At 56.0% G+C, this 14,528-nt stretch carries 10 protein-coding genes; 3 read left to right on the forward strand and 7 right to left on the reverse strand.

Features of this window, described 5'->3' with window-relative positions; translation table 11 throughout:
* Window positions 1-154: 154 nt before the first annotated feature.
* From BLT38_RS15445 to BLT38_RS15455, 3 genes are all read right to left on the reverse strand, one after another.
* Window positions 155-2,143, reverse strand: coding sequence for a right-handed parallel beta-helix repeat-containing protein (locus tag BLT38_RS15445; RefSeq protein ID WP_172838299.1), 1,989 nt, complete (start codon window positions 2,141-2,143; stop codon window positions 155-157).
* Window positions 2,144-2,329: 186 nt separating this feature from the next.
* Window positions 2,330-4,282 (reverse strand): glycoside hydrolase family 127 protein, encoded by a 1,953-nt coding sequence (locus BLT38_RS15450; protein ID WP_083345983.1) that lies wholly within the window; start codon window positions 4,280-4,282, stop codon window positions 2,330-2,332.
* A gap of 125 nt (window positions 4,283-4,407) precedes the next feature.
* Window positions 4,408-5,895 carry a SulP family inorganic anion transporter gene (locus tag BLT38_RS15455; protein WP_083345984.1) on the reverse strand — a complete coding sequence of 496 codons (1,488 nt, stop codon included), beginning with the start codon at window positions 5,893-5,895 and terminating at the stop codon, window positions 4,408-4,410.
* 194 nt (window positions 5,896-6,089) lie between these two features.
* Between BLT38_RS15455 and BLT38_RS15460 the strand changes: the two genes are divergently transcribed.
* Complete coding sequence (locus BLT38_RS15460; protein WP_083345985.1) at window positions 6,090-7,601, forward strand: MFS transporter; 1,512 nt, start codon at window positions 6,090-6,092, stop codon at window positions 7,599-7,601.
* Between the two features lie 26 nt (window positions 7,602-7,627).
* On the opposite strand, the gene BLT38_RS15465 is transcribed toward BLT38_RS15460, so the two are convergent.
* On the reverse strand, window positions 7,628-7,924 hold the full coding sequence (locus tag BLT38_RS15465) for a helix-turn-helix domain-containing protein (protein WP_083345986.1): 297 nt from the start codon (window positions 7,922-7,924) through the stop codon (window positions 7,628-7,630).
* An 87-nt stretch (window positions 7,925-8,011) separates the two neighbouring features.
* Here BLT38_RS15465 and BLT38_RS15470 point away from each other — a divergent pair, with 87 nt between their 5' ends.
* Together BLT38_RS15470 and BLT38_RS15475 are read left to right on the forward strand one after the other, a co-directional pair.
* Complete coding sequence (locus BLT38_RS15470; protein WP_083345987.1) at window positions 8,012-8,380, forward strand: VOC family protein; 369 nt, start codon at window positions 8,012-8,014, stop codon at window positions 8,378-8,380.
* A 343-nt stretch (window positions 8,381-8,723) separates the two neighbouring features.
* Window positions 8,724-9,245, forward strand: coding sequence for a GlcG/HbpS family heme-binding protein (locus tag BLT38_RS15475; protein WP_083345988.1), 522 nt, complete (start codon window positions 8,724-8,726; stop codon window positions 9,243-9,245).
* A gap of 407 nt (window positions 9,246-9,652) precedes the next feature.
* Here BLT38_RS15475 and BLT38_RS15480 read toward each other — a convergent pair whose 3' ends face one another.
* The 3 genes from BLT38_RS15480 to BLT38_RS15490 form a co-directional block, all read right to left on the reverse strand.
* Window positions 9,653-11,596 carry an ATP-dependent DNA ligase gene (locus tag BLT38_RS15480; RefSeq protein WP_083345989.1) on the reverse strand — a complete coding sequence of 648 codons (1,944 nt, stop codon included), beginning with the start codon at window positions 11,594-11,596 and terminating at the stop codon, window positions 9,653-9,655.
* A 50-nt stretch (window positions 11,597-11,646) separates the two neighbouring features.
* Window positions 11,647-13,650, reverse strand: coding sequence for a hypothetical protein (locus tag BLT38_RS15485; protein WP_156785159.1), 2,004 nt, complete (start codon window positions 13,648-13,650; stop codon window positions 11,647-11,649).
* Window positions 13,651-13,769: 119 nt separating this feature from the next.
* Window positions 13,770-14,519 carry a cytochrome c3 family protein gene (locus BLT38_RS15490; RefSeq protein ID WP_083345991.1) on the reverse strand — a complete coding sequence of 250 codons (750 nt, stop codon included), beginning with the start codon at window positions 14,517-14,519 and terminating at the stop codon, window positions 13,770-13,772.
* Between the last annotated feature and the right edge of the window lie 9 nt (window positions 14,520-14,528).

Below are 14,528 nucleotides of genomic sequence, written 5' to 3' on the forward strand. Positions count from 1 at the left end.
GAAAGCACCACGAAACGACGGGGGAATCGTCATGGCGGCTGCACTGACGATCATAAGGGGATGAAGTAAAACTGAGCCGATAAAATCCGGCGTGGCGTTCTATTTCCTGGTGCGGCATTCGTTTTTTCAACGACCAGGATGAACCGAAGCCGTCTTACTTCATCTTGATGCCCGACGGAACAAAGCTCTCACCCTTCAAATACGCACCCAGACGAATCGGAGCGGCGTGCTCAACCGTAATTGTCCATTCCATCTTTTCGCCGGGCTTGAGCGAAAACGGAATCTCCGACGGCGACACAACCCTGCCATCCAGGCCCGGCTCTATCCAAACTTCGAACACTCCACTCCGCGCGCTGCGCCCTTGGTTTTCAATAGCCAGCTTCGCCTGCGTCGCGCTCACCTCCGTCAACCGACGCGCAATCACCGGCGTGTCGATATCCAGCCCCATCCCCTTCACCCAATCCGGATTCCACACCACGCCCTCTGGGTGAACCTGGTTCCCAGCCGAGTCCATGTTCTTCTCCTCGGTCAGCTTGTCGTAGTAGGCCACCCACACCTTGCACCAGCACTCGTTGTCATGAATCGCATTGCGCATCGGCAGCCCCGGAGGCTGGTCCAGAAATCCCACCAGTTGCGGATAGCGACTCCGCCACGGCTCTTCCTTGTAAGGCATCGCCTTCAACCGATTCAACAACGCCGGATTGGTGCCGTCAAAGTAAGCCTTCTGCCATCCCATACCGCGCGCGTCAAAGTGGATGCCAATGTCGTTATTCACAAACTTGTTCTTCTCGAAAATGTTGTCGCTGCCGCCACCAATCTTCGCGCCGCGAGCGGCTCCACGCATTACATTGCCCACCACAAGTGACCCGCTGGATTCATCATCCAGATAGATGGCGTTGATATCCCCCAGCCCCAGGTTGTGAAAGTAATTGCTACGCACCGTGTTGCCACGTTCTGTCGTGTCCGCGCCAATGTAGTAAGCGCTCGCATCCGCGGTCTCCATTGCCACGGTATGAATATCGTTTCCTTCAATCACATGGTCATTGCCATGGACCCAGATCGCAAAGTGCGGAGCATGATCAATCGTGTTGCCCACAACGCGGTTCCCCACACCCAACACATTGATTCCCGGCGTATACGTGCGCGACCAGCGCGCATAGTCATGAATATGATTGCGAGCTGCAACATGCCCAGCAGCAGTCAGCGTCTTGCGGTCTCCGCCATCCAGAACAACGCCACCATCACCTGTGTCGCGAATCTCTGAATCTTCTACGGCATCCGCATCCCCACCACGGATCACCACGCCAGCATTACCAACATTCGCAACAGTGCAATGCGCAATCCGATCATGACTGCCATCACGAATCACAATCCCGTCAGCCCGCGTCAACCCAAAATCAAGATCGCGTAACTCCACATACGACGCGCCTTCAACACTCGCCAGCGGGTTATCGAGTAACGAAACCTCAGCAACTCCAGATGCAATCGGAGAAGGCGGCCAGAAGTACAACACGCCCGCCTGTCGATCCAGATACCACTCGCCCGGTTCATCAAGCTCCTCCAGCACATTCACCACCTGCCAGCGCTGCCCGCCTCGGTAGTTGTAGTTCGGATTGGGCGCTGCGGTGTCAATGAGATGATGCGCCGTATCGATATGCGTGACACGCTCGTAATGGTCGGCCCAATCGTAATACCAGTAGCCATGCACCCACGCATCAGGGGCGTTCACCCATCGCGCCGCGCGTTCACCCTCATAAGCAAACTGGTTCTGCGCTTTGTCTTTCGTGGCTGCATCGGTATAAGCCCAACCGACGTTCGGCCAGCGAGCCAACGTCATCGGCCTGTCGTTGAAGAACAACTCCAGCGCCGAAACATTAGGCCTTCCCATACCGCGAGAAAGAATCTCTCCGTAGTTGCTAATTCCCTGCGCGCGTAAATCTGCACGCAGAATCTCGCCGCGCCACTTCTTGAATTTCCCTACCGGCGCGCCACCAACAATTCGCACCTTCTCACCCGCCATAGCACGATAGATCACAGGCGCTGCCGCAGTCCCGCTATCGGCAGCACCAAGCGTAAAGGTCGCCGTCCTGCGATATTCCCCACCGCGCAGCCAGATCGTGATCGGCGCATCATGCTTCGACACGCGCGCTGCATCTCGTGCACGTTCCAATGAAGCAAAGGGCCGCGATTTGGTACCGGGATTCGTATCCGAACCTTTCGGCGAAACGTAAAACTCTTCCCCGTAAATCTGCGCCACGGAACAAATCGCGAGAAGAACCAGAACCACAAAAGGCCGCATAGATTTCAAGACCAAAGCAACGCCCCGTTCTTAAGTTAGTTTCCAGTAAGTCGCGTAGCGTTCGTGCGCAATCTTGTAGTACGGCATCAGCGTAACGCTGTCTGCAGAGCCGCTAGCCGGAAGAGTAAAAGTAAGCGGTGATCCAGCAGGCTTTGCCTGTTGAACAAGTGTCGCGGGTTCTCCCCTCAACATTGGTGGAGCGAAAGGCGTGTTGAGAACAGAACCATAAAGGCGTTCGTTCGCATTCAGATCGCCATGAGGCGGAATGCCCTCACTCCCAAGCGCACCCGCCAACACGATGGGGCCGTAAACGAATGCAACGATGCGTTCACTTCCCGGCAAAGGAACAGCGCGCAGCTCCATCACCATATCGAGCTCAATCACATCATCGTTCTTCCACACGCGTTTCAATTCGATATAAGAACTCGCCTGTGTCGACTCAACAATCGACTTGCCATTGACCTTGACCTTCGCAACGTGGCTCCAGTGAGGATGCCGCAGATAAACCGTCATCTCAATCGGTCGATCGGTCTTCCATTGCAGCTTGGTCGTACCAGCTTCAGGAAACTGAGTCGTCTGCGTTAATGACACTCCGGGGCGCAAACGAACCACTGAAGGTATGAAGAGATTCACGTAAATGGAGTCTGCGCCTCGGAAATAGATCGAGTCGTTATACTTCGCATGGTTCTCCATGCCTGTCCCCGTGCAGCACCAGAAAGAATCAGTCGGAGTGCAGTATAGCTTCATATATCCCGGCCGATTCCCCTGGAAGTAAGTCACCATGCCAGTGTCCGGGTCCTGCGAAGCAAGAATGTCGTTGTACAGCGCACGCTCATAAAAGTCCGCATGCAATGCAGAAGGATTCAGTTCAAACAGCATCCTCGTCAGCTTGAGCATGTTGTATTCACAACATGTCTCTGAAGCCTTCGCAGAGAACACATGCTCACTAAAATTCGCCACTGAGAAAAAGTGCTCTTCATCACCGTGGTTGCCATTCACAAAAGAACGCGTCATCACAACGGTCTTCCAAAAGAAGGCAGACGCCGCAAGATAATTCTTCTCGCCGGTTAATTGGTAAAGCCGGTTGAAACCAATGACCTTCGGAATCTGCGTGTTCGCATGAAGACCATCCAGATGATCCCGGGACTTCGAAAGCGGTTCGAGAATCGCTTGATGGCAGAAGCGCTTCGCGAGTGCAAGATAACGCGCATCACCCGCCATCTCATAAGCATCTGCAAACACTTCATTCATGCCGCCATGCTCCACCTCCAACATCTTCTGAAACTGCTCCTCCGTAAGAGGAGCAGTTGCCGTCACCGCCCAATCGCAAAACTTGATCAGCACTTCCAGCGCCACAGGGTTGTCGGTATAGACACGCGCATCCCGCAAACCTGCATACACCTTGTGCAGCGTGTACCAGGGCACACCGGTGTACTTCTTCCCGCTAAGAACGGTAGCCATCAGGCCATTGCCTTCAGGAAATGCACTGACAAGCCCCGTCTCACCCGCAACCTGACAATCGCGAAGTTCATTCACGATATAGTCGGCGCGCTGCTTGAATCGTTCATCGCGGGTGGCTCCGTACATCAAAGAGCACGCCGACAGATAGTGTCCCAGCGTATGACCCTGGCAATGAATATCAGCCCACGTCGGCGCCGACTCCCAGCCGCCATAGACTTCTGCTTTAGGTTGCAGACCGGCGTTTACACGAAAAGTGTGAAGCATCCGATCCGGCTGCAAGCTCAACAAATAGCCTTGGCTCTTAGTACGTGCCCTGAGAAATGGCCCATCCAAAAGGTCAACATCCCCAAGAGCAAACGGAGTCGCTATTCGCGTAACTGGGGACGGTGACGTATCTGGCGGCTGCTCCGCAGAGTAAGTCTCAGACGCAGCAAAGGTTCTGGGGCTCGCGGCAGCAAGCCCCACACTTCCAATTCCCTTGAGCAATCCACGACGAGAGAGGCCGATTTGATCTTGTGCCATCGCTGAAGAAACGTATCGACCGAATCATACGCCGCCTCCAGAAGCAAAGTCTCCGGCAACGCGCTCTAAGCCGTCACTAACGAACACGCACGCGCAAACAATTCAAGCCTTCCAATCCAGCATGGCTAGACCTCGTCATAGGCAGGCATCGGTGAAATGTTCACCTCGCCGTCCTTACGACGGAGCAAACGATCGCAACTTTCGCTAAGACCGTGAACATGCAGCATCTTGCCGACATCTCGATAACGCTTCGCAAGCGATTCAATCGCTTCCAGAGCGGAGGAATCCATGATCCGTGCATGATCGAAATCAAGATACGTGTCAATCGGATCAGTCTTCGGACTAAAGAATGCAGTGAATTGAGCTGTAGACGCGAAAAAAAGGCTGCCGCGAAGCCGGTATGTCTTCGTGTCATTCTCTTCAACAATGTCGGCCTCAAGTTGCTGCGCATGATCCCACGCGAAAACAAGCGCAGCAATAACAATCCCCGCAACAACAGCCGTCGCCAGATTCGTAAGTACGGTGATCAGCGTAACGATCACCATCACTGCCGTGTCGTGCTTCGGAATGCGAAAGAAGTTCTGCAGGCTCTTCCAATTGAACGTCTCCGCGGACACCACGAACATAACTCCCACAAGCGCAGCAAGCGGAATACGTTCAATAAGCCGCGACCCCGCAAGGATGAAAGACAAAAGCAAACAGCCCGCTGCAATGCCGGATAGACGGCGTCTGCCACCGGAGTTCAGATTGATCATCGATTGCCCAATCATCGCGCAGCCGCCCATACCCGTGAAGAGCGATCCCACAATGTTGCCCAGGCCCTGAGCCATCGATTCGCGATTCGGTTCGCCCACGGTATCGGTGATCTCATCAATCAAATTCAACGTGAGCAACGTTTCCACAAGCCCAATGGTGGCCAGCACAAAAGCATACGGAAGCGTGATGCGCAGAGTCGCCATCGTGTATGGAACAACTGGGAGATGGAATCTTGGAAGCGTGCCATGTATTGAGGCAAGGTCGCCAACCGTACGCGTATGAATCCCAAAAGCCAGCACACAAACAGTAGCTGCAAGTATGCCTGCCAGTGCAGATGGAAATGCCTTCGTCAATTTCGGAAGAAGAACCGTTACGACCACCGTAACCGCAATCAGCCCAAACATTGTGATCAGTGACGACATCGGAAGCCAATGCTGACTTCCATCGGGCATACGCTCGCGCAGATGCTGAAATTGCGCAGAAGCAATGATGATCGCCAGGCCATTCACAAAACCCAGCATGACGGAGTGCGGCACCATGCGGATCAGTTTGCCGAAACGAAACGCTGCGAAGAGAAGCTGAAGGATACCGGTGAGAAGAATGGTCGCGAAAAGATATTCAATGCCATGCTGAACAACCAGTGCAGCCGACACCACAGCCATGGAGCCAGCCGCGCCAGATATCATTCCCGGACGACCACCAAAAATCGCAGCGATAAGACAGAGGATAAAGGCAGCGTAGAGACCGTTAAGCGGGTTAACGTGTGCCACCAGCGAGAAGCCAACAACTTCCGGCACAAGCGACAAAGCGGCCGTAAGGCCCGCAAGGACCTCAGACCGGACGATTCGGATGTTCAACGTATATTTCTTTCCACAAACCAGCACAGCATCTGCGCGCGGGCGGAGGCCTACTTCGTTGTTGTTGTGATCGTTTGCTGCTCTTCTCGGGGGCTGCGGTATCCGATAACGGGTCGCGCTCGTAACCTCAGGATAATGTACCAGCATTTATAAAGAAGGCCGTGGGGTTAGATTGAAGTAACGGGTGCTGCCCTATGACGCAGAACGATAGACCAACGGCCCTCACCCAGCGTCTCGTTCTGGTGGTGACCATTCTCGGTTCCAGCATGGCTTTTCTTGACGGGACCGCGGTCAACCTGGCTCTGCCCACCCTACAAAAGGTCTTCGTCGTAGACGTCTCCAGCGTGCAATGGGTGATCGAATCATACGCACTCACGCTGGCATCGCTGCTGCTTGTCAGCGGTTCCATGGGCGACCGGTACGGACGACGCAAGATCTATATCTACGGCGTCGTGTTGTTCACCGTTGCGTCCGTAATGTGCGGTCTCGCGAACAGTATCGAATGGCTCATTATCGCCAGAGCCGTGCAGGGTGTCGGGGCAGCACTGCTGGTTCCCGGAAGCCTGGCTTTGATCACCGCGATCTTTCCGGAAGATACGCGCGGTAAGGCGATTGGCACATGGTCGGGTTTCTCAGCGCTGACTGCGGCGCTCGGACCTGTAGCCGGCGGATGGCTGATCGAACACTTCAGTTGGCGATGGGTCTTCTTCCTGAATGTTCCGCTGGCGCTGGCTGTCGTCATTCTCTCTGTGAAGGTTCCAGAAACGAAGGACGACGACGTAACCGGAAGTCTTGACTGGCTTGGAGCGACTCTGACGACATTGGGCCTCGGAGGCATCACGTACGCGTTGATTGAATGGCCTTCGGGAGCGCATCGCAATCTGCTCGCAGGCATGGCGACCGCCGGGGTCGTCGCTCTTGTTGCGTTCGGACGTCTGGAGCGCCATGCGTCGTCGCCCATGCTTCCGTTTGCTCTATTTCACTCGCGCAACTTTACCGGAGCGAACCTGCTGACGTTCTTTGTGTATGCTCCCCTCGGCGCGCTGTTCTTTTTCACGCCACTGGACCTGATCCAAATACAGCACTACTCCGCGACAGAGGCCGGAGCGGCGCTGGTGCCGTTTGTGGTGAGCATGTTTGTGTTCTCGCGATGGGCAGGTGCACTGGTGGGGCGCTACGGCGCGAGACTACCACTTACAGTGGGGCCGCTGATCACATCGGTCGGATTCGCATTGTTCGCACTTGCGCCGCAGAGCGGCCATTACTGGACCAGCTTTCTTCCAGCGGTGCTGGTTCTTTCGCTGGGGATGACCATCACGGTCGCTCCGCTGACAACAACATTGATGAATGCAGTCCCAACATCCGAGGCGGGCGTAGCTTCAGGCATCAACAACGCAGTGTCGAGGCTGGCTTCGCTCATCGCGGTGGCCGCATTCGGAGCGTTGATGGTGACGGTGTTCAACAACAGTCTCGATCACCATCTTGCAACGTTGCACCTGCCTCCAGACGTGTTGGCAGAGATCCATGCAAACCGCCTGCAACTCGCGGCGATTAAGGTTGCAAATATTGAGGCGATGCAGGCAATTGCTGCATCTTTTGTGACTGCCTATCGAAACGTAATGTGGGTGGCCGCAGCATCCGTATTCACAGGAGCGCTCATCGCCTGGTTCGTAGTTGTGCCGAAGGAGCCGCAGCAAGAAGTCTAGAAGCCGGAGCAATAAGTCGAAACGATCTATCGCCGCCAAGGACACTGCGCAGAATACACAGGAGTAGCGGTCACCGATTCCTTCTGAACACGGAGCAGCTTCCGCCGGACAAGCCATGCCACAGCAGCCTGCGACGTCGACCGCGAAAGCCCCGTCTCCTCCGCCAGCGTGGAGTGACTGGCCGCAACGGGCTGGCCCGTCCTCTCTTGCTCTGCATAGAGCCACAAATACACAAGAAACGCGGCAGGCTTGTGATCGTGCCCAACAAGATCACGCATCAGGGTTCCGTGAATGTACGGGTCAAGCACAAGGTTCTTTTTCATAGCTTTACCGATAGATGGTATAGCTGCAATCGGTACATTGTCTCCATCTCTCTTCTGACCTTAGGCTCAATTCCAGGGAGAACGAAAATGATTCGTGGCATAAAGTTCGTCAGCATTCCAGTAAGAAACCAGGATGAAGCGTTGAAGTTTTACACCGAGGCGCTTGGATTCAAGGTGCAAACGGATCAGGAGTTCGTTCCAGGAGGACAGCGCTGGATTGAGCTGTCGATCCCAGGAGCCGAAACAGGTATCGCTCTCTTCACGCCTGAAGGCCACGAAGACCGCATCGGAACATTTCAATCCATGTCATTTCGATGCGACGACGTATTCCAAACCGCCGATGGACTGAAGCAGCGCGGTGTGAAGTTCTACCAGGAACCCAAGAAGGAATCCTGGGGCTCTTCAGCCATCTTCGAAGATCCCGAAGGCAACAAGTTTGTATTGAGCTCGCGATAAGAGCAGCAGCTCGAATTGCTCCTCAACATACTGAACGCTGGCATAAGCAAGACTTTGGTATTAGCCACAACATTCACTTAAAGGAATGACGTGTATTTCTAAAGTACTCTGCTCAATAGCGACGTCAGCAATACTTTGGTCCAATTTCGCTCGTGTTCTCTTACGCCCATACTGATCAATACACCGCAGTAGCCGTCTGAATAGGATCGTGAAACAGATAGGCGGAAATTTAAAGCAGCCGACACTTCCTGCGTGATCCGTGTCCAGAGACGGTGGCAATTTGCCAGATCGTAACCATCTCTCAGCGTGCAGCTTTGAATAACCAAGCAAAGGAGAACACGTCATGAAAGCACATCACTTCACATCGCTCATCATTGTTGCGGTAGCTATGTATACACCCGCTCAATCCACAAATCAGCCGAGCAGCAACTATCGTTACCAACTCCCACTGCAGCTGGCGCTTGACGCTTCTTTGGAGGCGATAAGAGTGTGCACGGCAAATGGTTATCAAGTTACCGCCACGGTCGTAGATATGGATGGCATCGCGCAGGTGGAGCTGCGAGGAGACAACGCTACGGTGCATACTCAGGAGTCGAGCTATGAAAAGGCATATGGCGTCGTAACGCTCGGCCCCATGTTTCACTTCGACACGAGTGGCAAATTCTTCGAGCTCACGAAGACGAACCCTTATGCGCCGAGACTCGCTACCGTGTCACACGTTATGGCTCTTCCTGGAGCCGTCGCGTTTATGAAAGACGGCAAGATTGTCGCAGCACTCGGTGTTGGAGGGGCTCCCGGAGGAGATAAGGATGAAGTCTGCGCACAAGCAGGCGTTAGAAAAGTGGCAGACCAACTTTCGCGTTGAGTTGCACAACTGGAATTACCTCAGCCCTGATCGATGAATCGCACCGCAAAGGTTACGTCCTAGAAGCAAAGACGGGGTTCCAGCGACTAAAGCCGCGTTTTCCTGGACGATCCGAGCCCCGCCCTCACACAGAAAAGCTCAAGAAACATTCGAAAGTACCTGTCAAGCCCCGAAGCCACCCAACCCCAACAAACTAAAAGAAATAGAGTTGGCATGGTATTTCCGCCAAACGGCTAAAATTGAGATAGATGGAAAAGGGCCACGCTGCAGCGCGGCCCTAAATCCTTTAGAAAGACGATTTTGCCCCTAACCCCAATGGATAGACTATTTTAGCCTCACCCGCACCGTAACCCCAATAGAAAGACGATTTTAGAAAAACAGGGGGGAGGGGGAGGGTATATCCACCATCAAGTGGAAGGCAGCTGTTCCACCGGCTTATCCGGCTGCGATTGGTAAATCTCTTCCACCCGTTCCACCGTGTCGATATCGTCCACCGACTTATCCCTGCGAATCTGCACAATGCGCGGGAACCGCAGCGCGAAACCCGATGCGTGACGATCGCTGCGCATGATGTTGTTGAAGGCAATCTCCAACACCATCAGAGGCTCAACGCTACGGAAGTGTCCGTAGTCTTCGAGCGTGTGCGCCTTACTCCAGTCTGTAAGCTCCACGATCTCTGCATCGGTCAGACCGCCGTACGCCTTGCCCACGTTCTGCAGAGAACCGTCGCTGGCGCGCACCGCAAACGTGTAGTCGGACAACACCTGCGAACGGCGTCCATGACCGTACTCCGCGCCGGTGATCACCACATCCAAGGTGTCCAGATGCCGCTTCAGCTTTATCCACGAGAGGCCGCGACGCCCCGGCTGATAGAGCGAACCGGATGACTTAATCATCACGCCCTCGTTGCCGCGATCACGCGCAGCAACATAGGCACGATCCAGATCGCCCGCCGAGTGCGCCTCCACCACCTGCGACACCCGCAACCGCTGCTCCCCCTGTGGCGGGGCCGGAACAGCTTCCGAAAAAAGCCCACCCGAAGGCAAAGGAGCTTCAGCCTCCAAAGGCGAAAGCGTTACGGTTTGAATCCGCGCCGTCAGCGCTTCCAATCTGCGACGACGTTCACTCAATGGCAGATCCAGCAACAACTCACCGTGTGCGAACAGGATGTCGAACGCCATGTACACAACCGGCGTTCCTCTGCGGACCTCATTCGTCACCTTCTTCCGTCCAATGCGCGGAGACAGCATCGCAAACGGCAGCGCGCGATCACTGCGCACATCCCACGCCAACAACTCGCCGTCCAGAATCACACCGCTGCCATCGCCGATCACTGCCTCATTCACTGCAGCGAAGGCTTCCACAATCTCCGGATAACTCGCCGTCACATCCTCACGGTTGCGCGAGTACAGCGCAACCCGCCCAGGACTGTCGTTGCTGCCAAAGTGCAACTGCACGCGCATGCCATCGAACTTATCCTCCACCTGCGCATCCAGGTGGATTGCCTGCAATGCCGCGTGTTCCTGTTCCGCATCGTCCAGTGCAGACTCATCCTCCGCACGCACATGCGGTTCAGGCTCGGCGTGGGATTCTGGCGGCACACTGATGCCCGCTTCCTCCGCGGCTTCCGGCTTGGAGGCGAAACGCTTCACTGCTTCTTCCGGCGTATCGACAGGAGAAGCCAGCATGAATCCCAGCGGATGGAAGAGCCGCATCCGCGCCTCTCGCAACGCACCTTCAAAGGCCATCACCGTAGCGCGCGCCAGGTCGGCCTCCAGCATCACGGCATTGCGTACTTCGGCCAACGGCTGCTCCGAGGCGACGGCAATCGCCTCCTCAATCAGCGCCTGCTTCACCCCAATACGCATGTCGCCACTGATGAGCTTCACCAGGTACTTCGCCTCCACGGGCGAACACCGCTCCAGCAAGCCGGTCAGCAACGCCTGCCGTTGTGCCGTCGTCTTGGCCACAGGGATGGCCGCAAACGCCTCCGCTACCTGAGCGAAGGTAAGGCTAGGCTCCGGTGTATGCCCCTGCTCCGCAAACAGGTCCCCCGCCGCAGCTCCAATATCCCCATGCCGCCGCCAAGCCGCCGTGAACTGCTCCTCTGTCGGTCGCACAATATCCCGCAACACGCGCGACAACATGGCGCCACCAATACTCAGCTTGCGAGTATCTGCCTCCGGAAACACCTCACCAGAAAGATACAGAGCCAACAGCCCTGCGTCCTCCACCGAGCCTTCCCTGCGCACCGCCACCAACCGCTCTGCAATAGCCGCACGCTTCCGCAGTTTGCTGCTGGTAGCAACAAGCTCATCACCCAGCGTAGCGAGATGGAGAAAGAGTGCCATACATGTGACAGATGCCTCAGGCTACGCCAGCGACTGCCTGCGAGTGCGCCTTACTTGCCCTGACCGTTGACAATGGGAAAGAAGTACACGCCATGCGTGCCCAGCACCGCAAGTTGCTGTGCCTTAGGTGCCAGGGCAAAGGATTGCTCCGCCAGCGGCACATCCTCCACGCGGCTCAGCAACAGGCGCTTGCCATCCTGCGCACGATAGACAGCAACCTGTTCCCCGCGCAGATCTAACGCCCGGATACGCGCCGCCCGGTCACGGGAGACGGCGTTCCACACCACACGCACCGCCAGTGCATCGCTGCCATCATCCCCCTCCGCTGCCAGTTCCAACTGCTGCGACGACGCATCGCCACGCACGACCGTATGGCCATCCAGTCGCAGTGCCCGGTACCACATCTGCCCTTTCTCACAGCCAGATACAAACACCGTCTCCGCAGTGGGCAACGACACCACAGGCTGGCAATCACTCACAGTGGTGGCAATGGTATGCCGGCTGTGGTCCCAACTGAACTCCTCGATCTGCCACCGATGCATGTTCAGCGACAGCGTGCGTAGTTCACCGTGCGGAGTAAGTACAGGGGGTGCCACCGTACTTGGCTGCGTGGTCTCTCCCATCGACCGCAAGTCAGCATCCAGAAACTGAACGCGAACAGTTTCTTCGGGCTCGTACCCAGTCATGTCTTCAAGGCGACGATGCAGTTCATCAGGATGCCGTTCCTGCACAGATCCCACAGCAAATACGGAACCAGCAGGTGCAACGGACACCCATAGCAGCGGCAGTGAAAAGTCGACAGAACGCAGCGTGGCCAGATTCGCATCCAGCAGCCGAAGCTGGTGTCCTAGATGCACGAGCACATGACCGGGCGATGCCGCCCATAGGTATTGCCCGTCGCCAATCACTTGCCAATCCAGAACACGCAAAATTTTGCGCGTGGTGGGATTGATGATGACAGCCCGAACGGTATGAACGTAGTCCGGGCGCAAGCCGCCACTACGACGCACGCGCATGTCATGCAGATCAAACGTCAGCAACAGATGCCCTATATCCAGATAGGTCAGCGTATATGCGTAGTGAAAGCTTTTCAGTTCACGACGATCGGAGCGGAAGTAGCCAAGCTTTGTCAGGTCAAGCGAAGCCCCGGTCGCCGATGCAACAGCAGCGCCGATATGCTCTGTGCTGCAATCCGCAGAGCAAACTTCCGTCTCGTCCTTCGGGCGCATGGGAAGCACTGCCGAGGGGAGCGTGGATGAAGCAATCGCTTCTGTTTCGGCGGGCTTAGTAACAGCAGCGCCGACGGGTGTAGCCGGAGATGTCGGCGTTGCTGCTGAAGCATCAAGCAGCTTCTGCACTTCTGGCGAAGGCATCAGAATGAGCTTCGTGCCGACCTCAATGCGGAAGGACTTCTCATCTTTTTGCAAGAGAGACGAGCTCTGTGGACCACCTTCTGGTTCCAGCGTGACCTTCTTCTCGCCAAAGACCATGCCTGCGCGAATGACCTTCGGCAGCTTGAGTTCTGGCTGGGCGCGTATGGTCATGTCGTTGCGTACGTCATAGGTATGAACCGCCATGTTCCCTGCAGAGGCCATTCCACCGCCACCCATCGACTGTGGAGGACGTGGTGAGAAGCTTCCGAAGAGTCCTCCCTGATCTGCAAAGGCACGTTCATAACTTGGTTCTGGAGCGAAGATCACCGCAAAGACACGCATCCGCAAGGGCGATTGCAATTTCCCATTGCAGTCTGCGGCGTCAAACTGAATGGCGATGCTGGAACGATGGGCAGCTTTGTCAGCATGCGCTTCCAGAATGTGTCCCGTAGCGGTGGAACCGGAGGCCAGAGAGCAGCCAGGGGCCTGCCAGTTGTAACTGACTTTCGCCGCAATCAACGCACCGGGCTTCAGATGGCCCACATCCAGTGGTGTCAGCAGTTCCGTTTGCAATGGCTGTTGCGCGTAGACGCGGTCGTCGGCACCCTGCGCATTGGCACGAATGGCCGCGCACAACAGGACGACAGTGAGAACGCAACACCTGAGAAACAAGCGATGCAATGGAAACGACTCCAACGGGGAAATACAGATGGAGGCATTCTAACCACAACGAATTGGGGGCAACATGAAAACAGGCCCCGCAATGCGGAGCCTGATGATTTCGGTGTATATCCGCGCAGTTAAAGTGATGGAGCGTGCAGATAAGGAGCAATGCTCATCACGGACGATGCGAGCATTGACGCCGTGCTGCGCGGCACTGAAGGCATTGCTGTACGCGTAGATCCTGTTGGGATATGCAGACGAGCCAACACCGTCTTGTCTGCATCAAAGGGCGACTGGCCATTCTTCGACATGATGGCGTGGCAGGTGTCGCACGTTGCGGGCGCACTCACCTGCTGATGGCACGCGATGCAGCCAGCCATGTGCAGGTTCTTCTCTTCTGCAATAGCAGTGCGCTCCGCAACGGGCCCGTGGCAACCTTCGCAGGTTGCACCTGCTGACGTATGCGTCTTGTGGCTGAACGTCACAAACGATGGCACACGATACACACGCACCCACTGGATGAGTTCGTTGTTCTTTGCCGCATCGGCCAGGTGCTTGATGTCTGGCTTATCCGTGGCAATGGCAGCATGGCACAGCATGCACTTCGACGGCTGCGGGATGGCGAGAGTTGCGCCGCCGCGGTTGGGTTCGTGGCAGTCGTTGCACTGCAGCTTCGCGGTGCCGACGTGCAACTGATGATTGAAGTTGATGGGCTGTCCCGGAGCAACACTGCCCGTGACAGCGGGCGCGGACGCCTTCGCCACGTCTGCTGGCGACGCAACGGGCGCAGCATCATTCGCCGGTGGCGCGCCCATGGAATCATCCTGCGCGTGCGCTCCCAGAGCGAATGCGAACATCAACGCGACTGCCAGCAACAACTTCTTCAACGAACCTTC

The sequence above is a fragment of the Terriglobus roseus genome, from assembly GCF_900102185.1.
Classification (GTDB): Bacteria; Acidobacteriota; Terriglobia; order Terriglobales; family Acidobacteriaceae; genus Terriglobus; species Terriglobus roseus_A.